Annotated in this window: 21 protein-coding genes; 7 read left to right on the top strand and 14 right to left on the bottom strand. The window is 44.5% G+C overall.

All coding sequences use genetic code 11. From position 1 onward, the window contains the following. Nucleotides 1-230: 230 nt before the first annotated feature. On the top strand, nt 231-1,010 hold the full coding sequence (locus CW735_RS00535) for a hypothetical protein (protein WP_071978208.1): 780 nt from the start codon (nt 231-233) through the stop codon (nt 1,008-1,010). 130 nt (nt 1,011-1,140) lie between these two features. Here the strand turns inward: CW735_RS00535 and CW735_RS19690 are convergent, their stop codons facing one another. The 3 genes from CW735_RS19690 to CW735_RS00545 form a co-directional block, all read right to left on the bottom strand. After that, on the bottom strand, nt 1,141-1,296 hold the full coding sequence (locus CW735_RS19690) for a hypothetical protein (RefSeq protein WP_198033582.1): 156 nt from the start codon (nt 1,294-1,296) through the stop codon (nt 1,141-1,143). A 58-nt stretch (nt 1,297-1,354) separates the two neighbouring features. Then, on the bottom strand, nt 1,355-2,029 hold the full coding sequence (locus CW735_RS00540) for a substrate-binding periplasmic protein (RefSeq protein WP_157812628.1): 675 nt from the start codon (nt 2,027-2,029) through the stop codon (nt 1,355-1,357). 253 nt (nt 2,030-2,282) lie between these two features. Beyond that, a complete protein-coding gene (locus CW735_RS00545; protein WP_100970684.1) occupies nt 2,283-3,095 on the bottom strand; it encodes a hypothetical protein in 813 nt (270 codons plus the stop codon). 266 nt (nt 3,096-3,361) lie between these two features. Between CW735_RS00545 and CW735_RS00550 the strand changes: the two genes are divergently transcribed. Then, on the top strand, nt 3,362-3,865 hold the full coding sequence (locus CW735_RS00550; RefSeq protein WP_100970685.1) for a hypothetical protein: 504 nt from the start codon (nt 3,362-3,364) through the stop codon (nt 3,863-3,865). 283 nt (nt 3,866-4,148) lie between these two features. On the opposite strand, the gene CW735_RS00555 is transcribed toward CW735_RS00550, so the two are convergent. The 4 genes from CW735_RS00555 to CW735_RS00570 form a co-directional block, all read right to left on the bottom strand. Then, on the bottom strand, nt 4,149-6,731 hold the full coding sequence (locus tag CW735_RS00555; RefSeq protein WP_100970686.1) for a DEAD/DEAH box helicase: 2,583 nt from the start codon (nt 6,729-6,731) through the stop codon (nt 4,149-4,151). Nucleotides 6,732-6,765: 34 nt separating this feature from the next. Beyond that, nucleotides 6,766-7,389, bottom strand: a complete 624-nt coding sequence (locus CW735_RS00560) for a class I SAM-dependent methyltransferase (RefSeq protein WP_232368335.1) — start codon at nt 7,387-7,389, stop codon at nt 6,766-6,768. A gap of 167 nt (nt 7,390-7,556) precedes the next feature. Further along, a complete protein-coding gene (locus CW735_RS00565) occupies nt 7,557-8,768 on the bottom strand; it encodes a type II toxin-antitoxin system HipA family toxin (RefSeq protein ID WP_100970688.1) in 1,212 nt (403 codons plus the stop codon). After that, the gene (locus CW735_RS00570; RefSeq protein ID WP_071978217.1) at nt 8,758-9,006 is read right to left on the bottom strand and encodes a helix-turn-helix transcriptional regulator; all 249 of its coding nucleotides are present in this window, start codon (nt 9,004-9,006) and stop codon (nt 8,758-8,760) included. The genes CW735_RS00565 and CW735_RS00570 overlap by 11 nt, the downstream gene beginning before the upstream one ends. A gap of 236 nt (nt 9,007-9,242) precedes the next feature. Between CW735_RS00570 and CW735_RS00575 the strand changes: the two genes are divergently transcribed. Both CW735_RS00575 and CW735_RS00580 read left to right on the top strand, forming a co-directional pair. Beyond that, nucleotides 9,243-11,402: a TonB-dependent siderophore receptor gene (locus CW735_RS00575; RefSeq protein WP_100970689.1), complete on the top strand. Its 2,160-nt coding sequence runs from the start codon at nt 9,243-9,245 to the stop codon at nt 11,400-11,402. A 61-nt stretch (nt 11,403-11,463) separates the two neighbouring features. After that, a complete protein-coding gene (locus CW735_RS00580) occupies nt 11,464-12,573 on the top strand; it encodes a PepSY-associated TM helix domain-containing protein (RefSeq protein ID WP_100970690.1) in 1,110 nt (369 codons plus the stop codon). A gap of 15 nt (nt 12,574-12,588) precedes the next feature. Here the strand turns inward: CW735_RS00580 and CW735_RS00585 are convergent, their stop codons facing one another. Continuing rightward, nucleotides 12,589-13,320: a hypothetical protein gene (locus tag CW735_RS00585; protein WP_100970691.1), complete on the bottom strand. Its 732-nt coding sequence runs from the start codon at nt 13,318-13,320 to the stop codon at nt 12,589-12,591. Between the two features lie 271 nt (nt 13,321-13,591). On the opposite strand from CW735_RS00585, the gene CW735_RS00590 reads away from it, so the two are divergent. From CW735_RS00590 to CW735_RS00600, 3 genes are read left to right on the top strand one after another with little or no spacing between them, the layout of a single operon-like run. Further along, the gene (locus CW735_RS00590; protein WP_100970692.1) at nt 13,592-14,737 is read left to right on the top strand and encodes a sensor histidine kinase; all 1,146 of its coding nucleotides are present in this window, start codon (nt 13,592-13,594) and stop codon (nt 14,735-14,737) included. Nucleotides 14,738-14,757: 20 nt separating this feature from the next. Continuing rightward, nucleotides 14,758-15,408: a response regulator gene (locus CW735_RS00595; protein ID WP_100973135.1), complete on the top strand. Its 651-nt coding sequence runs from the start codon at nt 14,758-14,760 to the stop codon at nt 15,406-15,408. Between the two features lie 60 nt (nt 15,409-15,468). Beyond that, entirely contained in the window at nt 15,469-15,717 is a 249-nt protein-coding gene (locus CW735_RS00600) for a type II toxin-antitoxin system Phd/YefM family antitoxin (protein WP_100970693.1), read from the top strand. A 331-nt stretch (nt 15,718-16,048) separates the two neighbouring features. On the opposite strand, the gene CW735_RS00605 is transcribed toward CW735_RS00600, so the two are convergent. The 6 genes from CW735_RS00605 to CW735_RS00630 all read right to left on the bottom strand — a co-directional run bounded on the left by CW735_RS00605 (nt 16,049) and on the right by CW735_RS00630 (nt 21,784). Next, entirely contained in the window at nt 16,049-16,411 is a 363-nt protein-coding gene (locus CW735_RS00605) for a hypothetical protein (protein WP_232368336.1), read from the bottom strand. 49 nt (nt 16,412-16,460) lie between these two features. Beyond that, entirely contained in the window at nt 16,461-17,729 is a 1,269-nt protein-coding gene (locus CW735_RS00610) for a sulfite oxidase (RefSeq protein WP_442857500.1), read from the bottom strand. A gap of 108 nt (nt 17,730-17,837) precedes the next feature. Continuing rightward, nucleotides 17,838-18,842, bottom strand: a complete 1,005-nt coding sequence (locus CW735_RS00615) for a YeiH family protein (RefSeq protein WP_100970695.1) — start codon at nt 18,840-18,842, stop codon at nt 17,838-17,840. Nucleotides 18,843-18,847: 5 nt separating this feature from the next. Continuing rightward, on the bottom strand, nt 18,848-19,855 hold the full coding sequence (locus tag CW735_RS00620) for a TauD/TfdA family dioxygenase (RefSeq protein WP_083595145.1): 1,008 nt from the start codon (nt 19,853-19,855) through the stop codon (nt 18,848-18,850). 9 nt (nt 19,856-19,864) lie between these two features. Beyond that, the gene (locus tag CW735_RS00625) at nt 19,865-20,818 is read right to left on the bottom strand and encodes an aldo/keto reductase (RefSeq protein ID WP_083595147.1); all 954 of its coding nucleotides are present in this window, start codon (nt 20,816-20,818) and stop codon (nt 19,865-19,867) included. A gap of 216 nt (nt 20,819-21,034) precedes the next feature. Next, nucleotides 21,035-21,784 (bottom strand): GntR family transcriptional regulator, encoded by a 750-nt coding sequence (locus CW735_RS00630; protein ID WP_100970696.1) that lies wholly within the window; start codon nt 21,782-21,784, stop codon nt 21,035-21,037. Nucleotides 21,785-21,828 lie beyond the last annotated feature (44 nt).

Here is a 21,828-nt window from a genome sequence, read left to right on the forward strand (position 1 = left end):
GCAGATTATTATATAAAGTTAAAATATACATTGATTAGTATAAAATGTGACTATGCAGCATCTATTTCAAATTCAATATGGAACTTAGTTGTGCCTACTCATCATATTCAATAGACCAAAGAAATGACAACGATCGACTTACCGTTTGTCAGCGTAATTGAAAGAACGGTTACTTTTTATTGGTGAACCTGTAAAGCAGAAATGGGTGACTAAAAACAGGCGGTAAAAGCATGAACTACGAAAAATATTACGAGCCGCTGGTGGCCGTAAACTCTTCAGACTTTAATCGCTGCTTTTACTGTGGCTGCGAAGCTAATCACACCGACTACATTCCTCCTATATCCTTTATTCACCACTGGCGCGATGCAAATAGCGAAGCAGAATTTATTGCCGTTCTCTCCTGCAATGAGTGCTTCGATATACTGAAAAAGAAAAACAACGGCACGTTGCAAACCCGTTTCGATGTTTTAAAAGCGCTGCTTGCAGAGAAATACAAAAAGGCTATAACGGTATATAACATGTGGAGCCCAGAAGAGCTGGAGGAAATGGACAAAGCGTTTCAAATTAGCTTAAGCGCGGGCATAAATTTAGGCAAAGAAACTGTGTCGCGACTTAAATTCAACGGTTTCGACCACGAAATTGGCGGCAGCATTACCCGAGTGGGCAAAGCTCTAGACAAGTCTTATCAAGTATTTGACCAAACATTTGAAAACTTCAAATTAGCACTAGAGTACGCCAGCAGTACCTATCAAATTAAAAAGGGCCGTTTAAGCGAGCTGTACTTTGAAAACGGTGAGAGCTTCGATAAAGCGATAGAGGCGTTTCATCGCTCGGTGGAAGCGCGCAGGTTATTAGACGCAATCGAGAAGCCCTGCGAAGCCTTTGCAAAGCAATACAATCAGAACAGAAATCTAGTTATTCGCGAGGTAAAAAAATATTTGCTAGCCGATGAAAACCTAACGGTACAAGAGGCGTTAGATAAATTTTATGTCTTAAGGGTGAAAGAGTAGCGCAGAGATTAAAGAGGTCTATTGTTGCAGTCGGCTTTCGGTGAGATTGCCAGAGAAAATATTGCCTCAAGCGGAGATAAATCTAAATTTACGCCTGCAATATTTGCATCTATCCTGAGATACCGCGTACTTACCTTGCATACTTCCGTTTTAAATCGTTGATGGTCTTCCGTTCACTAACTTTTTTCAGCGAAAGACCTTCGTAGCTCAGGCTTACTTCAAAATTTGCCATATTTGGTATAAATCGACTTTTTTGATTAGCATTCTTTGAAACCGCGCTTTTCATATAGCCCTCCTTTTAACTGGCTATTTCATATTATGATGCAAAAAATAGCCATTTCAACTTACTCGCTACTACTCCTATCAAAAGGTGTTTCAAAAACGCCTTTGTTTTTTGCGTAGCTGAGAGCTTTGCTGAATGATTCTGTTAAATCCGAATGTACAGAGTGCTTCGACAGTGCAAGGTACACCTTTCTGTCTTCGGTTATGTGAAAGGTTTGCTGCGAAATTTTGTTTGATAGGCCTTGTTCATGTAGTAAATAGTTGAACCTTCGTTCAGAGCCAATAAACGCATCAATGCGCTTATTGAGTAATAAATCGATAAGCTGCATGTGTGTATTGGCTTCAACTTTCGCAAAATTTGTGGCCTTATCAAATTCAGGGAAGTATAGGCTATGACGTAAAAGGCCGACAATTAAGCCATCAAGGTCGGCAAACTCATTAATCGAGATAGGTGAACCCGCTCTCGCGTAAAAGGTTTGCACACTGCCTGGTGCAACAGGAGGTTCGATAAAGTGCAAAAATTCTGCTCTTTCGGCGCTGTGCGTTACCCCAACAAAAACATCTACCAGACCCTTTTCAAGTAACACAATACAGCGAGCAAACGGGCATTCCACAAACTTCAAACGCATGTTCAGCTGCTCGGCAACTATTTTCATAGCTTCAACATTTATTCCAGCTGGGGGCTTGCCCTCTGACAATATGGAGTAGGGAGGGAAATGATTTATTGCAAAGCGCAAAGCGCAAAACGGGTTGGGTATCGGGCCATTTTACTTTATTTGCATCAGTTTGATGCGCAGGCTCAGCATTAATGTGTGTTTCACTAGCAAGCCCGAAACTCACAATCGCTAAAAAGAAAAACATTGTTGCCTTAAATGCCATACACGCTCCACCGAAGCTCTCACGAATTAACTGCATTCGAATAATTTTACTTCGTACTTATGAGTATATCAGACTATACAAATCCTTTGTGCCGGCAACCTATAATTTAATTCAGTCGACAATAACCACAACGGCAGAGTGGTAGGTAATACTTAACGGGCCGTTAGTGACAAAGCGCTTAAACTCTGGGTTGTCTGTTCTATACAGCGTGACTTTGGTTGAAGCCATAAAGCCAAGGGGCAAAGGCATTGGGTGAGTATCAAAAGAGAAGTTGTACATTACGTATGCGCGAGCATCTTCAAAGCGCAGTTCGTAGGCAAAAAGCTGGTTGGCTACATCTACCTCATAAATGCGCATATCGGCGCGAGCAAGTGGGCCATACTGTTCAATAAAAGAGGTAAGCGTTAATACGTCAGCACTCATTGTGTTTGATGGCGGGCTAGGTAATACCGTTACCGCCTGTAGCGTTTCGAGCAAGCGTCTTTCGCGGCCCGATAGGCTAGAAGATAAATTAGATGGTAAGCCAGAAGGTAAGTTAGGAGATGAACTAGCAGATAAGCTAGCAGATGAACTAGTAACTGCAGCGCAAGCTTGCTCTGTAATATTTGTTGGTTCAGCGGTGCTTTCTTTTGCAACAATCTCTTTAGCAACAGCCTCTTCATCAAAAACAGGCTCTTTGTCACCCAAAGCGTTAGTCAATGCTTCATTCAGTAGTGCCACATCTCGCTTATCGCTGTTTTCCGTAAAAAAGTTGCACAAGGCGTTGTTCCACACGCTACTACGCCACGGCTCGGTATAACCTGGCTTAGTGTTACTGTGCTGGGTTTGAAAAAACCAAATAGCGCCAGCTAGTACGAGCGAGGTCAGTAGTAAGAAAAATGTAAGACCTTTTTTGATAACAGCCTCGTTTGTTTGAGTGTGCACAATTTGTGGGTTATGAAATTATGGGTGTTAAGATTTAGGTAATAGCTTATAAGTTGTTACGAACTTGGGGGAGAAAAGGGGTATTTCCGATAAACATGCCAACAGCGTTATTTCTGCAAGGTATAGCATTCCACTATCCGAATGGCTTGTTGAGCCTAGACTGCCCATTGCATATTGCTAGTTTTTAATTACACGCAAGCAGCGAAAATGCGTACTATCAAGCATCAATCAGTTACACAAAGAAGCAGGATAATTGGAGAGCCAACGTGGTTTACCGAGCGATTATTAACGCCTTTATCGACAACATTTCCCATCCACGGTTTTATCGGTCTATCGAAGATATCGCTATACGGCTTAATGCGGTCGACCCTGCGGTGCTTTTTATGATGGCATGCAGCGAAAATAATGTGGCTCAAAAATCAACAGGCAATGAAAACAATATAAATAGCATTGCCTCAGCGGCAAAGCAGATTCTGGGTTATGCGCTTACCTCTGCTGGTTACACTGAAGCCATGATTGCTGAAGACTTTGAAATAATGAAAAGCAGGCGAAGTAATGGATTGTCTCCAAGTGAGCAAATATTACTGGAACAGCTCACTTTGCTTAATTCCCTTATAAACAACGATATCGATTTTAACTTCTTGGCAGTTTGCCTGTTTTTGTATAAAGAGCAGCCCGATGCGTATAGTAAACAAAGCGTAAGCCTAGATGTAAAAAGTAATACGGCCACGAAAAGGTTGATGTGTTATATAAAGCAACGGCAGGCGTGAGAGAGCACTGAAAAGTTCTTGTGTGCTTTCTCGGAGCGAAGTGAAAAAAGTATTCTGCCCTAGTTCAGTTGTATAAAGCTCAGCCCTCCGGAGGTAACGGACATCCGGGAGTCGAAAAAAATGGGCAACGGACATTGTGCGAAGAACACGACATAACGTCGTGTACCATAAAAATTGAAGTAAAAAGTTAAACCGCCCGTAGCTCAGCTGGATAGAGCGCACCCCTCCGGAGGCAAAGGTCATTGGTTCGAATCTTCTGCACGCAAGATAAGCGAGCCATTAACTAGATGTCGTCAAACATTTCTTCTCTGAACGCGCCAGCCTCAATATGCTTATCGAAGTAACTTTTCCCATCTTCAATCATCTGCTCTCTAGTCAACTCAAAATCGCCGCTTTCAAGCTTTTCCCATAGAACAGCGTCAAATGCTAGTTTGTCTAAATCTTTGGCGTGGTACATAAAGCTTTTGCGCTCAAATTTCTCGAATGGATTTTGTAAAATACTTTTCGTTAGCTGCTTTTTGTCATTTAAAAATTCTGGGTTGTTGAGTGGGCTATTACTCTTTTCTGCTTTTCCATATTTCGCTAATAAGTTCTTATAAAACTCCTGATAGTCATCTCTAAGCATTGGAAGAGAGACTTCTCCAGTCTTGTCTGCGTGCTTTAGCATTAGCAGCAAAAATATAATTTTGAATGAGAACGTGTAATCACGCTGCTCCAAGAATTCAAAAAAATCATCTCTTCTTGTCGATTCACTGCGTAATTTTAGGTTTTTCTCATTGCGTATTTCATCAACTCTGTCTTGTTTGTAGTAGTTGAGTGTTTTATTGCCAAACGGTAATTGCTTGTCTGGTAATACACTTTGGTTTTTCACCCAATTTTTTACTGTGCCAGTAGAAACGAAAAGCTCGCGGGCGAGTTGCTCGTCGTTAATATAGTCACCAAATTCTTCTTCAAAATTAAATAGTTTAATAGGCCGAAGGTTACGTTCGTGTTCGTATAAGTGGTCTAATATTATTTCTTCGCCTACAGGGGCTTCGTCTGGATTGAAGGCATCAGCAAAAGGTCTGTAATCACTCAAATTAAATATGCTGTGTAGGCTCCATGGCTGAAGTGCTGCCGAGCCATAGCTATCAACAACGTCAATAGCGTATAGCGCCTCTTTGCCTGGATGATTTCGTGTTCCTCTGCCCAACTGTTGCATATACAATACTTTAGACATAGTTGGTCTTGCCATTACAACAATTGAAGTATTCGGTGCATCCCACCCTTCATTTAACAAGTCGCAAGCACACAAAAACCTGACCTTTCCTTCTTTGTATTTTTTAAGACCCTCTCTACTCGTCGCAGAAACTGCCTCTGCGCTAATCATGTGCTCATTTAGGAGTACAGCAAGTCTTTTGGCGTGTTTCACATCTACGCAGAATATTACGCCTTGTAGTGCAGATAGAGACTGGCCGGTATTGGAATCTACCTGGTCAAAATACTTAGAAATAACATCAACGATAAGTTGGTCGCGGGAGGGCAGTATTACGCTTCTGTTAAGATCGCTTTTAACAAATTCTTTTCCGTTAAATCGTACTTGTGAAAAATCAATATTACTCTCTAGTCGAAAAGCGCGTATAGGCGGCAATAGCTTTTGTTTAATAGCCTCTTCCAACGTCATGTTTAACTGATATCGACCAAATATTTCAGCTAAATCTTTCTGGTCTAATCGCTTATCGGTTGCGGTACAGCCAAGCAGTGTTTTCGGATTGAAATGCTCTAGTACCCTTTTAAGGCCTTGAGCTGGCGCATGATGTGCTTCGTCCACCACAATATAATCAAAATGATCCGGTGAGAGAGAAGAGAAATGGCGCTGTATTGCTTGTGTCGTCTGTACGATAACATCTGCTTTCAAATCGGATATATCAGAGGAAGTGATCAGGGAATGGTCGCGTTCTAGAAATCGTTCTTTTGTTTGCTCCCGCAAGTCTTTAAATGGAACAATTACTAATGCGCGTTTGGCATTTCCCAAACGGCGCTGCTCACTATAGTCCGCGATAAATACTTCTGTTTTTCCTGTGCCTGTTGGAAGTACCAATAGGAAGGTGCTCTTTCCCTTTGCTCGTCCATTTTGAATATCTTCAAGTGCGGCTTGTTGATGCTTAAAAAGCGAAAAGCTTATGTCTCTAAATTGATTTGCGGATGGTTTTTCACAAAGCGTTTCTTTCTGACCAAAGTAGAGGCGCATTTGATCTGCAAATTTTTTTTCGTCCGACATTCCAGCATTCGACCAACGATATACTTTGATGCCGTCTTTCATTAAAGAATTTTGTTTAAGGAGTTGGGACTGATACTTTTTTCTGGATATAACTAATGGATGATGGAATGCTTCGCCATTAAGCTCGATGGCTATTTTGGCGTTAGTGGTTTTCAGCAAGTAGTCTACATAACGACTTTTCCCAACTAAGTCTACGTACTGATGCTCTCGTTCTAGAGCATGTAGATATTGTGAGCCATAAACCTGTTCAAAGAGACTTTCAAAGTTGTATTCGGGCCTTGTTGGATCTATCTCGTTTATCTGTCTATCGGTTCCAAATTGTCTAAAATCATATTCGTCGTCAATCTCATCTAAAATTTGGGCAACGTGCCTTCTATTTTCAGGATCTTCATCATCAATAAACCTATATAGTCTGGCAAATTTGTGCATAAGCATATTTTGCCACCCAGTGTATTCGTGGTAGGGATAGCTAGGTTTATTCTCACCGTACAAATGTGTATCTAAAATTATGCCGGTTTCTTGTTCTGCATCGGTGTATAAGAGTGAAGTATATTGCGAGTTAATGAGTTTAAAGCCTTTACTCTCCAGTAATTTTGACAAGCTCATTAACTTCTTCCTGTTATTAAATAATTATTAGCTGTCATTTCTTCCCTGTTCTAATCAACTCAACCGTCACCCACTCAACATCACCTCGCTGTAACCCATCTTTACTCGGCACTGGGTTTAAATTGCGCGCCGTTAAACCACTTTCTGCTGCCAATGCTTGCAGTTCCTCATAGCTTACTGGGTACATAGGCCGCTTTGGGTCGCTTGGTCCAAAGCGCAGGCTTATGTACATTCGCCCTTTTGCAGAAAGTAATTCGGCGAGGCGCTTTATAGCCGTTGGCCTGTCATCTAGTGGTAGGTGCATCCATACGGCAGAAAGCAAAATAAGGTCGAAGTGTTGGTGTTTGTGTTGGTGTGGGGTAGGTAAATTTGCCAGCGCGGGTAGGGCGGCGTCACACCAAGTCACTCTTTCGTTGGAATGTTGCTTGGCTAATTTCAGTAATGCTTCGGCAGGCTCTGTTGCAGTTACTTGCCAACCTTTTGCGGCCAGCCAATTAGCGTCGCGCCCACTGCCTGCGCCAACGTCTAATGCAGTAGTGGGCTGTGTGTTAGCAAGTGCTTGTTCAAGGTAGCCATGCACACTGTCTGCACTTATCGATTGATAAAGCGAGTAGTAGTGTTCTGCGTTAGCACTGTAATGGCTAATGGTTGTTTTCAATACTAAAAATCCCTCTTTGTATGCAGTGCAGGTGTTTTTGCGAGCCGTATGCATTTGCTGATTTGGCCGCTACCTAACTGAAAACCAGCATACCATTAATACCCTTTAAGGTAAGTGATAAGTGGGAATCCAGAAAAGGTAAATTACCAGTCTGCCCGCATTATAGTTTATTCATACTTTTTCTTCTTATCATGTCGATAGACACTATATACCTGCTGCTTAGCCATAGTGCCACTTACATGCTTTTCTATCGACTCCTTTAATCCTTCCATAAGAGAAACCTCATTCATTGATGCAAGGCATTCGAGAATACCCTTGGCTATGTTATCAACCTTATCTGCAGCAAAAGAGCGAGATACCCCTGCATTAAAGGCAAACTCGATTAAATCCCGCCTCGTAGGGAAAGCTTTGCTCTTGCGCATTTTCAGTGCCATTGCGTTATCAATGGTTGGATATATGAGCGTATGAGTAACGTCATACACTGGACTGAGTTTTACATTTGACTGGTTTATGTCGTATTGCAGTGAGAAATTTTTAAGGTGCGCGTCTCCGTTTCCAATCAAGCAATTAAAGGCTATTAGCGCGAACATCTTGTCCGCCTCTTCAGGAGAGTGCGTATTGCGCAGTGTGGCCCTCATTATATTCTCATAGCTGCCCAAGTACTTTTGGTCGCCCGTGCGCCCCATGAGCGTGGCGTAGTCCTCGATACCCATTTTATTTCCGTCATTATCGACGTCGAAACGTTCTACCACGTAGTGCTGTAAATCATCGGATAGCCATACTTTAGGAGTTTCAAGGCCACAATATTCAGCGCATTTCATACACACGAACTCGTTCACTGTCAGCAGCGGGAATTCATCATCATAGGTTTTAACAATAAGGTCTTTTTGTAAGAGAGTTGAGCGGGATACTACCACCTTAGGCTGAACGCCGGATGCCATACCATTTAGGTAGTAACGATCTAACAGTTGTGGAAATAAACTTCCCTTGCCTGACCAGTGCAGTATGTCGTCAATGGCGATGGGCTCAGGCTCTGACAACGCAATCCCCGCATTATAGGATAAGTGGCCTATGCCTTTGTCGCCCATGAGCGCCAACAAATACATATCATCAACATTAGCGTAGCGGATAAGTTTTTCAGAAATATACCGGCGCAAGTAACCCTCAGGCAGATTCTGCGTGAATATTGGATGCAGTGCACCCCGCGTATACGGCTCAACTTGATATGGCATCGTTAGGGATACCGGAAAATCCTCATTGGTATACGTATAGTTAAACTGAGCTGTCCGATTTAAAGTACCAGAAGTTTGCCCAGCCAAATGAACCTTCATCTGTCGAACCCTTTCAGGCAGGCTTGCGAGAATTGAATCAGTCGTCATCGTAAATAGACTCCAGTTCATCTAATGTCGGCCGACGCTTAATAGGGGTGGCTGTTAACTCTAACCCCATCAGAGTTAAGTAACGCTCAAGCAATTGTAATGACCCTTGATAACGGCCATTCTCAATTTGCGAAATCCGGGGGCGTGCTGTTTTGAGTTTGTTGGCAACGTCGTCTTGGCTCATCCGGTGACGTTTTCGTTCTGCCTTTAACTGATTACCGATAGATTCTCTGCTCATTATCTGCACCATAAATGTATCTATATATGAACAAATAGCACTTTTACACAATTATGTACATATATAGATACATAAAATTGATTGGGAAGGAGATTTATTTCTGCGCTAATCATTTACTAACCTCGCTCTCCTAATCTTAAAAGCTATGCAAATGATAACTATTGCTATTTACATTACTGTGGCGATGTGTAAAATCTTGCGACCATAAATAACCGAACAACAAAAAGTGTGTACTTATGAAATGGTCAATCCTTACCTTGGCAATTGCTACTGCAATGAGTTATTCCGCAACCGCAAATACAAGTGCTGAAGCAGACAGCTCTGAAGTGAGCGGCTCTGATATCGACAGCTCTGAAATAGAAAATATTGAAGTAAGAGGCTCTTACATTGAAGGGTATGGCGCGCACAAGGCCAGCGGTGCGTCGCGTATTAACTTGCCCATTAAAGACATTCCTCAGTCGGTATCGGTTATTACCAGTGCGCAGTTCGACGACTATCAGCTAAATGGCATTAACGATGTGCTCGATACCGCCACCGGCGTTAACGTGCAACGAGTAGAGACTAGCCGTACCTATTACAGTGCACGTGGTTTCGACATTAACAATTTCCAAATTGATGGTATTGGTCTGCCGCTTATTCGAGGCAACAACCACGGCGATGAAGACTCGGCCATTTACGATCGCATTGAAATTATTCGTGGTGCAAACGGGCTAATGACCGGCGTGGGTAACCCGTCTGCTACGGTTAACTTTATTCGTAAGCGCCCAGGCATGCAAAATGGCCTAACCGTGCAAGGCTTAGTTGGCAGCTGGGACAATCGCCGCGTTGAAGTAGACGGTACGTATCGCGTAAATGAAGATTTTGGTATTCGCGGCGTGGCAGTATCTCAGTCGCAAGAGTCTTATCTCGACCGTTACGAGCAAGAGCGCCAAGTGGCATACTTGTTCGCAGAGTACAATATTTCAGATAGCACCACGTTCTCGGTAAGTCACTCGTATCACACCAACAACGCCGACGGTAATAACTGGGGCGCTAACCCGCTGTTTTATTCCGACGGTACAGCCACCAATTTTGATGTGTCTACCAGCACGTCTGCTGATTGGTCGTATTGGGATGTTGAAAAGCACAATACCTTGGTAGAGCTAGACCATGTGTTTGCCAACAACTGGTACATGCGTGCTACTTACTCTCGTAAAGTAACCGATGAAGACTCTGAACTATTTTATGTATTTGGCACGCCAAATCGCGAAACAGGCCTTGGCCTCACCGGTTATGCCAGCGAATATGATCACGATGAAGAAACCGATTTAATTGACGTGTACCTAACTGGTGATTTTAATCTTTTTGGGCGCTCGCACGAGTTTGTAGTAGGGGTAAACCATGCCTCTATGACCTTTGAAGATATATCGTTGTACGATTTTACAACGGGCAATGGCTTCCCTGCAATGCCGCCGCTTGAAACGTGGGATGGCAATGCGCCCATTCCTACCCTTGTAGATGGGCTAACGGGCGCCGATGTTGATACCGAGCAGTCGGCAGTGTATTTCACTACGCGCTTTAGCTTAACCGATGATTTGCACGTTACCGCGGGCGGCCGCCAGAACAGATGGGATACCAGCGGCATGTCTTACGATGTTGCACAAGACGCTGAAGACAGCGAGTTTATCCCGTATGTTGGCGTGGTGTATGCGCTAAACGATTCCATTTCTGCCTATGCCAGCTACACAGAAACCTTCTTGTCTCAAACCGAGCTAGACATAAACAACAACACCCTGGCACCTATTGTGGGCGAGAGTAAAGAAGTGGGCTTTAAAAGCGAGTTTTTTGAAGACCGCCTTATTGCCACAGTAGCTTACTTCGACATTGTGCAAGAGAACTTAGCCATACCCGACCCAGCAACGGCCGACCTACCGCCAGGCGAACAGCGTTTTATTGGCGCTACAGGTATAGAGTCTAGCGGTTATGAATTTGAAGTGGCCGGTGAGCTACTACCAGGCCTACAAACCAGCATTGGTTATACCGATTTCACCATTGATGGTAACGAGCTGGTGGCCGACTACACGCCAGAGCGACTGCTTAAGTTTGCTGCAACCTACACGCCTGCAAGTTTCGACAAACTGTCTGTAGGTGTGAATGCGCGCTGGCAAGACGACACGTCGCGAGTACAGGGCGTTGTGGGTGAAGGGTTCGCAAACGCAGGCGACACCATTGTTACGCGCCAAGATGCCTATGCCATTATCGATTTAATGGCCAGATATCGTGTGTCTGATAACTTCTCGGTAGCCTTAAACGCCAACAACGTAACAGATGAAAAATACATTAATAGCTTGTACTGGGCCCAAGGTTTTTACGGTGCGCCTGCAAGCTATATGTTAAGCGCAACCTGGTCGCTGTAACGGCATAACGGTTTACCGTGTGCCTCGTTTGGGGCACATGGGCTAAAGATGGAAGGTAAACATGCGCAAAACTCTGTTTAAGTGGCACTCTATAACGGCACTCATCGCAATGGTGCCGCTTTTTGTTATTTCGATTACCGGTAGCATACTGGTATTTAAACCTGAAATTGATACGTGGTTAATGCCCTCGCACATGAGTGTGCAGGCAGCAGAAGGCCGGCCTCGTGAAAACTTAAATCAGTTAATTAATAAAGTAGAAGCCACCCATCCCGACTTTATATTAGGAAGTTGGGAGCTATTTGATAACAAGCAGCGCAGCGATGCGGCGTACCTTATTAGTAAGTCTGAGGGCGAATGGTACAAGCTGTATGTCGACCAGTATTCGGCCACGCTGTTATCTACCCCTGTGCCTGTTACTCATGATATTACCGACTGGTTACTGTCGCTGCATTACACCTTTTTGCTGGGCGTGATAGGCACATCCTTCGGGTTTGTGTTTTCTCTTATGCTGCTAGTGCTTAGCGTGACAGGCATAATATTGCATCGCAAGTTTTGGACTAAGCTATTCACTCTGCGCTTGCATGCGGCTAGGCGCATCTTTTTTAGCGATGTGCATAAGCTAATAGGCATATTATCTTCACCGGTGCTGCTTATTTTGGCGTTTACCGGGGGCTATTGGAATGCCTCTGAAGTGATACACGAAACCTTAGAACATGGCGACGAACACGCCTATGTTACCGAGGCCATTTACAGCCCAAATCTCGATTTTCAGCAGCTGGTTTATGGGTCGTCTAAGGCTATTGAAGGTCACCGGCCCACTTATCTTACATTTCCCTACGAGCCTGAAGCACACATTAATGTGTTTGGCGAAGTGCCTAACAAGCCGTACCTTTCAAGCGAATATTCCTCGGTGGTTACCTATAACCGCGACTCAGGTGAGGTATTGGCCACATTTGATGTAAGAGAGGAATCAGGCTGGGCGGTATTTGTTGATATGTTTAGAAAATTGCACTTTGGGTACTTTGCAGGGTTACCTAGCAAAATACTGTGGTGTGTGTTGGGTTTAAGCCCAGTTTTGCTTGCGCTGACAGGACTGTATTTTTACCTGTTCAGAAAACCGCCTAAAAAGCCTCGGCGTAGGGTTGTTGCCCATTCGCCTGTGAAAAGCTAGCGCCGCTAAATGAGATCACGCTTGCCGCGTATTTTCTGCAGTGCTTGTTCTGTACTGCCGTGATAGGCGGCTAATCGCTATGCCACCTATTAGCCCTGGCAAAATCCAGAAAGCATACTGCCATGCGCCAATATCGCTAAATAAGGTGCGCCCGCCAAATGCTGCAAACGCAGTATACGCGGCAATGCCAGACCCGATATAGCCGCCAAGATGCTCTACCAACCAAGCTTTGGGCGCTACTTGCTTGGCAAAAATAAAGCGAAGCTGACCAATACTAATAGAAAGCCCTAGCGGAGCAAAAATGAGCATGAGAATATGCTGATTCATAATGCCGATAACTCCGATATATAGGCTTGTAGCGGTTAGTAGTACCGCTGGTGCAGTACGGCTAAAACAGCGAAGCGAACGGCGGCTTTGTTTAGCATCAAGCGCCCACTGTCCCATCATTACAGACGCGTACATTTGCACCGCCAAATGCAGTAAAAAGATGGCAAAGCGCTGCAAGTTTGCCACGCCAGCTGGGTTATCGACCAAATTAGGGTTAACGGCAACGGGTATAAATAGCCACACGCCAGCCAGCACTGCGCCGCTGGCAATGGTCCACAGCATTGCGCGGCGATAATGCGCGCCAAACTTTTTGTGGTTAAACGCGCCTTTACGAGCGGTAACCGGTACCCAAAAAAGCACCAGAGCAATAGCGCCGACTAGTATGTGGCTATATAAAATAGCTTGGTATGAATAGCTCATCTAAAATCTCCAATTGTTCTGGTAAAAATCACAGCCTGTAAAAGTGCCTGTCTTGATAAGTGGTGTCTCGATAACGCCCTAGTAAAATTCGCCGTTTACAAGTGACTGTCCTAATAAGTGCTCGTTTTAAAGTGACTGTCTCAATAAGCGAGGGCGGTGTATTGAGAAGTGTATCTAGAAGGAAACGGGGGCATCAGTGGCGAAAGTCACGATGTGAAAAATGACTTTTGGCCTATTCCAAAAAACGCGTAATTAACCAATACTGAGCCTTATGAAACTATCTCAATTACGTATTGCTCCCGAACAAAGTGGAGCGCTCATAACTATCTTGGTTGTTGCAGCAACCAATGCTTGGTTACTTATTGGTTCCGAAAGGACTAGCACAACAAACATCGTTGCGATTATGTTGTGCTTTGTTCTGTTCAGCTTTGGCTTTTTGCTGGTTACTCAAGACAAGCCTTTTGGGAAAAGTGAAGTAATTCGCAGCGTATTAGTGGGCATTGAATACGCGCTTGTGTTAGTACTTTTTGCTTTAAGCCCAATGGCCTTCAACGCTATTTTGCTGGTAATTTGGTCTGCGCTACTACCTTATTTTATGCCGTTTAAACGAGCACTTTTGCTGTCGCCAATTTGGTCAGCTGTACCGTGGCTGGTGTATAGCTGGGTATGGCAGTCTAATAGCAGTTTGTGGATAAACGCACTGCTATTTTGGACATTCAATTTATTTGCCCTGGTAATGATGGAAAGCCGAAAAAACGCGGAACGACAAACCGAACGAGCGGAAGAGGCGAATAGAGAGCTACGGGCGTTACAAGATTTGATGCAGCAAGCTAGCCGAAAAGACGAGCGCACCCGCATTGCTCGCGATATTCACGATTTAGTGGGTCATCATTTAACGGGGCTGTCGCTGCATTTGCAGGTAGCATCTCGCACAGCGTCTCCCGATCAGCGCCCAGCTATCGACCAGTGCTTAAGCATTGCCAAGCTGCTGCTTGCAGATGTTCGAGAAGCGGTATCAGATATGCGTGAATTTAATCAGCTTGATTTGCTGCAAGCCCTTGGTGCGCTTACCGAGCCTTTAAAAAATAAGATTTGGGTAGAGGTTGATTGCCAAACTGATATCAGCAATTTAACGCTGCTTCAGGCCACTAATTTGCTGCGCTGTATTCAAGAAAGTCTTACTAACACTATGCGCCACAGTAAAGCCGACGAGCTGGTGATTAGCATTTATAAAAAAGCTGACAAATTATGCATAGATATAAAGGACAATGGCGGTAGCGCTAATACTAATAATGTTATTCAGGGAAATGGCCTCAAAGGTATTCAAGAACGCATTAGCGAGTTAAATGGCAGTGCAGCGTTTATCAACAGCGGTGAAGGTTTTCATACCTTGCTTACATTGCCGGAGGCGAAATGATGAGTACTGCCGGAGGCGAAATGATAAAGGTATTAGTGGTAGACGACCAACAATTGTTACGACAGGGATTGTGTAGCTTGCTTAATCTTTCTGACAAAGTAGACGTGGTAGGTCAAGCCAACGACGGGCTCGAGGCCATGAAGTGGTTACAAAATAACCCCGGCTGCGCTGATGTTATGCTGTTGGATATTCGCATGCCGCGCATGACAGGCATAGAGTTACTTAATGCGCTTAAACAAGCCAATGCGCTTATTCCAACCATTATGCTTACCACCTTTGACGATCATGAAAACCTAATGGGCGCCTTGCGCGCTGGCGCAAAAGGGTATTTGCTAAAAGACGTATCGCTAGAAACTCTTGTAGAAGGTATAGAGGCCGTGAATGCCGGTGAGTCGCTTATTCAGCCAGCTATCACCACTACGCTGATTAATAGCCTGCAAGGGCTAAACACTGAAACGGAAGAGCCCGAACAGGTAGAGCCTCTATCGAGCAAAGAGAAAGAAATTTTGCGCTTAATGGCTTCTGGCTGCAGTAATCGAGAAATTGCCGGAGCGCTTTATAAATCGGAAGGCACAGTAAAAAACCAAGTGTCGACTATTTTAGCCAAGCTGGGCGCGCGCGACCGCACTCGTGCCGTGCTTCGGGCGGTAGAGCTGGGTATTTTAGGTTAGTGCTAATTGCGCTATCGCTTAATTTAGCTAAATTAACTAACAATAATAGGTGGTTTTCGTATGAAGTCAGTTTCGGCGACAGAAGCAAAGAATAATTTTGGTGAGCTACTACTTGGAGCCCAGGCTAGTCCTATCTCTATAACGCGAAACGGAAAAGAGCAGGGCGTTTTATTGTCAGCAAACGATTATGCTTTACTCAAGAAAAAGGCGATGCAAGCTGCTGTAAATGAGGGGATTAGCAGTGGGTCGGCGAGAGAGCAGGATATTGAATATATTAAGCAAAGTGGCAGAAAGCTGTTAGGTAAGTAGCTTGAAAATATTACAAACTAATGCAGCAAGGACAGATTTGATTGAAATTTGGCTTTATGGGGCAGAAAATTAGGGAATAGAGTGTGCAGACGCATACTTGGATGAACTAGGTAGTTTCATAAAAAGCTTGTGTAATTTTCCCGATAAATATCGCCTACAAAAAATTATGTACCGCCAGTGAGAATTGGCTTGTATAGGAGTCACTTGGTCATCTATACCAATGAGATTGATACAATCTCGATAATTCGTGTCCTTCACAAGACTATGGATGTTCCAGGTCAATTAGATTAAAAACAGGTCTGTCGATACGTTGACTTACTCTCAAGATGAGTTACTTTTCCGGCATAAGGTGAGGGGCAAGCGGCGGACGTCGCGCTGATTCTTTAGGGCCGTACCACTTCGCTAAGTAATCTAAAATAACCGGCTCTGCGTCACCTAATGGCCACAATTTTTGTGTGTCTTGCATCCACCTGATAGTTTCTAACCAACGCTTTTTACTCATGGCGTTTTGCGTAATAAGCGAGGTTGAATGGCATGCGCTACAGTGAGCTAAAACTAGGTTCGAGCCTTCAGCTATTACTAAACCCGACTGAGGATCTGTTGCAGGTTCGGCTACCGCTGATCTACTTGCAAAAATGACGGTAAGCCCGGTTACGCAAAGCGCAATATAAATTGTACGTAACGCTAAAGCCATAGCAGAGCTCCTGTGATTGGTAGATTTGTATCTTCTACATCATTCATCTTTACGCTACCACTTTTACAGCAATGCGATGGCATGCATTGTTCAAATAGCCTTTTGGATTCCAACCAGGTAGCACCATGGGTTGGGCTTTACCTGTTTCATCTACCGCTTTTGCCCATATTTCATAGTAGCCTTTTTGAGGGAATGAAATATTAGAGGTGAAATGTTGCCAAGCATGTCTGTTTACTGGACGAGATAGCTCGGCTCGTTGCCAAGTTTGGCCAAAGTCGATAGAGGTAAACATCTCTTTTACGTTTGTTGAACCGCACCACGCGTGCCCCCTTACCGTCAAAGGTTTTGAGAGCTTTTGTTCTACGCCCGACTTAGGGTAGGTGATAAGCGACTTTACCGGCATAGCTTCAATAATACACATTTCGTCGTCGGGAACGCTGGCTCCTGGTGCCACAGGCTCGCACGGAACACGGTAGGCTTTACCTAGCATTTTTGCGCCATCGTGTACTTGGTTTCGAATAACAATTTTGCTTAGCCACTTGCCGCTTGTGGAAGCAGGCCAGCCACCAAACACCAAGCGTAACGGAAAACCATTCATAACGGGTAACGGCTCTCCGTTCATTTCCCACGCAATAAGCGACTCATCTTCCATGGCTTTACTAATAGGAACGCCTCGCGAAATTGCGGCTTTGCCGGGCGTTCTGCTTAAATGCTGATCGTTGCCATAGTAACCAATATATACGGCGTCATCTTTTACGCCCACGGCTTGCAGTACGTCTTTTAGCCGAACGCCCGTCCATTTTGGGCAGCCTACTGCGCCGGTGGTCCACTGATTCCCCGTGGCAGCTGGAGAAAACTCAGCCCTGCCGTTACCGCCGCACTCTAACGTGAGTTGGTAGGTGTAACGTTTAAAGCGTTGTTTTAACTCGTCGAGGGTGAATGTTATTGATTGTTTAGCGGATTCACCTTCTATGGTGAGTGTCCAGGTATCTGGGTTTGGCCCGGTTGGTACAATACCGTTGTTACGCACGAAAAGACGGTTTGCCGGTGTAACCTTGTCATCAAGCAGATGCGCGGGCGTTTCCGCATTTACTGGACGGTCGTTTAGAACCACTAGCCCGTCTTTACCTTCTATTTCAAAAGGGGTGTCCGATTGTGCGAAAGCAGCGGGAATAAGCCCTGCCGGCATGAACTGACCGTAAACCACTTCGGCGCCAAGCAGTACCGACAGGGTTTTTAACCCAGATAAAAAGCCTCGACGGCTCAGTGGGTTACTGGTTCTGCCAAATACGGTGTGGTCTGCTTTTTCAGCATTGATGGCGTAAAGTTCATGAAGGCCGCGTTTTTTCACTGCTTTTACCTTTTAAAATTACAGACGTTTTGTTTGGTTTGTATCGCTGCGCTACTGCCTATCTAAACAGGCGAATTATAGAAAGTACAAGTAGCCCAAAATGAGTAACGCTATCCAAATGGTTTCGGCTAATATCATCATTATGGGTAAAGCGCCTACTTCGGCAAGCTTACCCAAGTTAGACTTCATACCAATAGCGGTGATCGACACAACTAAAAAGAAACGCGATACTTGGGACCCTGTTTCAACAATGTAGTCTGGTAACGTAACAAAGCTATTGAGTAGCATCATGGTAATAAAGCCCACTAAAAACAGCGGGACTTTAGGCACGTCGCCTTCGTCTAACTGCTGATTTGCTGTGTAAAAACGTTTTATAATCAGCATCATAATAAGCACCACGGGCATGAGCATGGCCACGCGCACAAGTTTGGTTAATGTGGCCATATCTCCAGCTTCTTCCGAAACTGAATACCCTGCGCCCACCACCTGTGCTACATCGTGAATGGTTCCACCTAAAAATATTCCTGCTTCTACATTGTTCATGTTTACTTGTGCAGCAATGATGGGATATACAATCATCGCGATAGTCGACATGGCAGTAACGCCAATAACAGTTAGCAGGGTGTCTCGTTCGTGGTTCTCCCCTTTGGGCAGAATTGTTGAAATAGCCAGTGCGGCCGATGCCCCGCAAATGGCTACCGAACCACCAGTAAGTGCGCCAAAGCGCTTTTGCAAACCAAAGGCTTTAGCAAGAAAAACGCCCAGCACTATGGTGGTAAATATAGCGCCAGTCAGCATGAATGCTGTTTGCCAACCCAGCACTACTAAATCGCCAAGTGCAACCCGTAGGCCTAGAAGGACCACTCCCGCTCGCAGTAATGTGCTTGCGGTAAAATCGATACCGCAAGCACAGGGAGCGTCTTCCTGATACAAAAATGACACCGCCATACCAAGCAGTAGAGCAAATAACATAGCAGGTGCGTTGTAATGTTCACTGAGAAAAAGCGCTGCCATTCCGGTAATGGTAGCAATGCCTAAGCCCGGCCAAATATTTTTACACTTAACTGCTATGTCATTCATGTTAATTACCGATCAGAAGCCACGAGTGCTACTAGCACTACACGCTTTCTGTCGCCCCCGTAAGGACGGCGGCCGTGCATTGTTCGGTAATTATCGACAATAGCCACATCACCATCTTGCCACTCAAGGTCGAAGGTAAAGGTTTCCGCTAGCTCTGAGATACGCTCTAAACCCTCTTTAGGTATAGGTGTACCATCACCAAAGGTAATAGCTGAAGATGGGTTTTCTTTTACGCCCTTCCAGCCTTTATAAGCAGCGATAAGCTGGTTATAGAAAACTTCCGCGCCGTCGCCAAGCTCAACAACAGCTGGTAAAACAGGCGTTATAGCCTTTAAACTACCATCGTCGAGCCACTCCCATGAATAACCCAATTCACTCAGCTTGGTCTCTGCCTCTTCCACTGTTTCAACACTTAGTGTGCTTTTCCAGCTTCTGCCTTGGCCTGAATTGGCATCGTCTGCGGCCGGCATTGCAGTGGTATATTTCAGACCTTTCTCTTTAAAGTCGTTAGCAAGACTTGGGTCTTCGGCTTTCAATGCTTCAAACAACTTATCAGAGCGGCATAGCGGAGTCGCTCCACCTTCGTCAGCAGCAGACTGACAAAAGAAGAATACCTTACTAGGTGAAATTGGTGTTTGCGCCATTTCATGGTGTAGAAATATTTCTATGTCTTTAGGCGCCTCGTTGGCGGTGAAAACCCGTTCGGTAAAGTTAATTCTTACTGCGTTAGATAACGATTCTTGATAAGTAAAATTAGGATAGCCAAAGCCGGCCGAAAAAACGTCGAAGGCCTCTGCCGAATCGAGTGGAAAGCCGCGAAACAATAGGGAACCAGTATCGGCCAACTTAGCCTCTAGTTCAGCCTGATTAGCCCTTACAAACTCTACGGTATCTGCAACTGTTTTGCATCCAGTGCTATTTACAACAATAGCCGGAAATTCTTCACCGTTGTATGTGTGCTGGGTTGCTATGTTGGCATACTCAACACTGGAGGTCTCATTAACGCTTTTCATTTTTAGCTCCTAGTCGTAAATAGGGTGGAAACGGTTAAAGGCTGCTTCGCAGAAGTGTCCAGGATCATTAAAGCGACGGTTCATATTTAGCGCAGATATAGCCTGCATTTCTTCATCGGTTAGGTTGAAGTCGAAAAGAGCAATATTCTCTTTCATACGCTCAACTTTTGACGTTTTAGGGATAATGGCGTTACCGCGTTGAATACCCCAACGCAGCACTATTTGAGCGGGGGTTTTATTATGGGCCTGTGCAGCTGCTATCACTACGCTTTGCTCTAGCACAGACTCTGTCTTATCTGCCATTTCTAGTTCTAGGTAAGAGAGTGCACCAAGAGGAGAGAAGGCTGTGACCGCTAGCCCATAATCTTTTGCCAGTCTTATTAACCTTTCTTGTGTAAGGTAGGGGTGAGATTCTATTTGCAGCATAGAAGGTTTCACGCGTGCGTAGCTCATTAGGTCGTGAATGAGGCCGGTGTTGTAATTACACACACCAATCTGTTTTACTTTGCCTTCATCAACCAACTCTTCCATTGCAGCCCAAGTTTTGTATAGCGGGATAGGCGCTAATTCCATTTTTGGTTCTGAGGCTTCTGGGTCGTAAAACCACTCTGGAGGATAGCGAGTTTCAATGGGAACAAACTTCTGAGCTATCGGGAAATGGATAAGATATAAATCTAGATAGTCGAGCTGTAAATCACTCAGTGTTTTATCTAGCGCAAGTGATACGTGTTCTGGCGCATGAAAGGTGTTCCACAGTTTCGACGTGATCCACAACTCTTCCCGTTTACAGATACCTTCAGAAATGGCGCGCGCTATTCCCTCACCAACTTCTTTCTCATTGCCGTAATCTGTAGCGCAATCTAAGTGACGATATCCTGCTTTGATAGCCTCGTAGGTAGTGTCTGCACATATGGCAGTGTCTACTTTCCAAAAGCCAAACCCTACCTCTGGTATTTTATCCATCGCGTTATTCACCCTTCATTATTAAATAATGTCGCTAGTATGCTTAATTCAAACATTGGTCTTGTATAAGACATAAGTTATTATACAGGTAGGGTTAAGTCAACAATCTGTTAACAAAGTTAATGGAGTAAGGTAGGTTTCAGGGCTGGTAAGAGGAGCTTTATAGATTAAAAAGTCAATTTTGGTAGAGAAAGTGGATACTAAATCATTCTAAGGCTAATCTAGTTCCACCTGATAATGATAATGGTCGGTACGACATTTACTCTCGCGGTATTCTATTAATTTACCTTCTATCGACTCTGTTATTCGCGTGACAAGCAAAAGCGGTGTGCCCTCCTCTACGTGTAAGCTCTCAGCATCTTCTTTAGACGCTAAAATAGCCTTTATGCTGTCGCGGGTTTTAAACACCGTTAAGTTATAGTCGGTTTGATAAAAGTGATACAGCGTGTGCGGAATGTCTTCGCGGTTGTTTATGCCGGTAAACATCTTGGCTGGTAAATAGATGGTTTCCAGCATACAGAATTCGTTATCGAGTATACGTCTGCGCTTTAATTTAATTACCTTGTCTTTAGCAGTAATAGAAAGGGCCTGCTGAACGGCATTGGTAGGTGAAATACGTTCTTTACTTAACAATTCTGCCTTTGGAAGGTCGGCTCCTTTGCCATCAGCTTGAAGAGGAAAAAAGCGAAATAGAGCGTCTTGCGCTGTGTGTTCCGAAACAAACGTACCTACGCCTTGTCGCCTTGTGACTATTTTGGTGTCTGTGAGTAGTGTGAGCGCTTTTCGCACCGTTCCCTGGCTTACATTAAATTCGTCGGCCAGTTTAAATTCACTAGGAAGCATTTCGCCAGGCTGCCATCTGCGTTCAACAATGAGCTGCTTAATATATTCGCCAACTTGCTGATAAAGAGGCTGAAAGGCAAGGCTAGGCCCGCCGAGCTTATGGTCAAATTGAGAGGAAGACATAAATCCGAAACCTAATGACTATTTTTCTTTTGTTATATCACACG

The sequence above is a fragment of the Alteromonas sp. MB-3u-76 genome (genome assembly GCF_002831605.1).
Taxonomy (GTDB): Bacteria; Pseudomonadota; Gammaproteobacteria; order Enterobacterales; family Alteromonadaceae; genus Alteromonas; species Alteromonas hispanica.

Coding starts and splice junctions, on each gene's coding strand:
- CW735_RS00630 (WP_100970696.1), bottom strand. CDS start 21,784: ATGTCTTCCTCTCAATTTGACCATAAGCTCGGCGGGCCTAGCCTTGCC.
- CW735_RS19690 (WP_198033582.1), bottom strand. CDS start 1,296: ATGAAAAGCGCGGTTTCAAAGAATGCTAATCAAAAAAGTCGATTTATA.
- CW735_RS00575 (WP_100970689.1), top strand. CDS start 9,243: ATGAAATGGTCAATCCTTACCTTGGCAATTGCTACTGCAATGAGTTAT.
- CW735_RS00615 (WP_100970695.1), bottom strand. CDS start 18,842: ATGAATGACATAGCAGTTAAGTGTAAAAATATTTGGCCGGGCTTAGGC.
- CW735_RS00555 (WP_100970686.1), bottom strand. CDS start 6,731: ATGAGCTTGTCAAAATTACTGGAGAGTAAAGGCTTTAAACTCATTAAC.
- CW735_RS00535 (WP_071978208.1), top strand. CDS start 231: ATGAACTACGAAAAATATTACGAGCCGCTGGTGGCCGTAAACTCTTCA.
- CW735_RS00595 (WP_100973135.1), top strand. CDS start 14,758: ATGATAAAGGTATTAGTGGTAGACGACCAACAATTGTTACGACAGGGA.
- CW735_RS00580 (WP_100970690.1), top strand. CDS start 11,464: ATGCGCAAAACTCTGTTTAAGTGGCACTCTATAACGGCACTCATCGCA.
- CW735_RS00570 (WP_071978217.1), bottom strand. CDS start 9,006: ATGAGCAGAGAATCTATCGGTAATCAGTTAAAGGCAGAACGAAAACGT.
- CW735_RS00585 (WP_100970691.1), bottom strand. CDS start 13,320: ATGAGCTATTCATACCAAGCTATTTTATATAGCCACATACTAGTCGGC.
- CW735_RS00565 (WP_100970688.1), bottom strand. CDS start 8,768: ATGACGACTGATTCAATTCTCGCAAGCCTGCCTGAAAGGGTTCGACAG.
- CW735_RS00620 (WP_083595145.1), bottom strand. CDS start 19,855: ATGAAAAGCGTTAATGAGACCTCCAGTGTTGAGTATGCCAACATAGCA.
- CW735_RS00625 (WP_083595147.1), bottom strand. CDS start 20,818: ATGGATAAAATACCAGAGGTAGGGTTTGGCTTTTGGAAAGTAGACACT.
- CW735_RS00605 (WP_232368336.1), bottom strand. CDS start 16,411: ATGGCTTTAGCGTTACGTACAATTTATATTGCGCTTTGCGTAACCGGG.
- CW735_RS00600 (WP_100970693.1), top strand. CDS start 15,469: ATGAAGTCAGTTTCGGCGACAGAAGCAAAGAATAATTTTGGTGAGCTA.
- CW735_RS00590 (WP_100970692.1), top strand. CDS start 13,592: ATGAAACTATCTCAATTACGTATTGCTCCCGAACAAAGTGGAGCGCTC.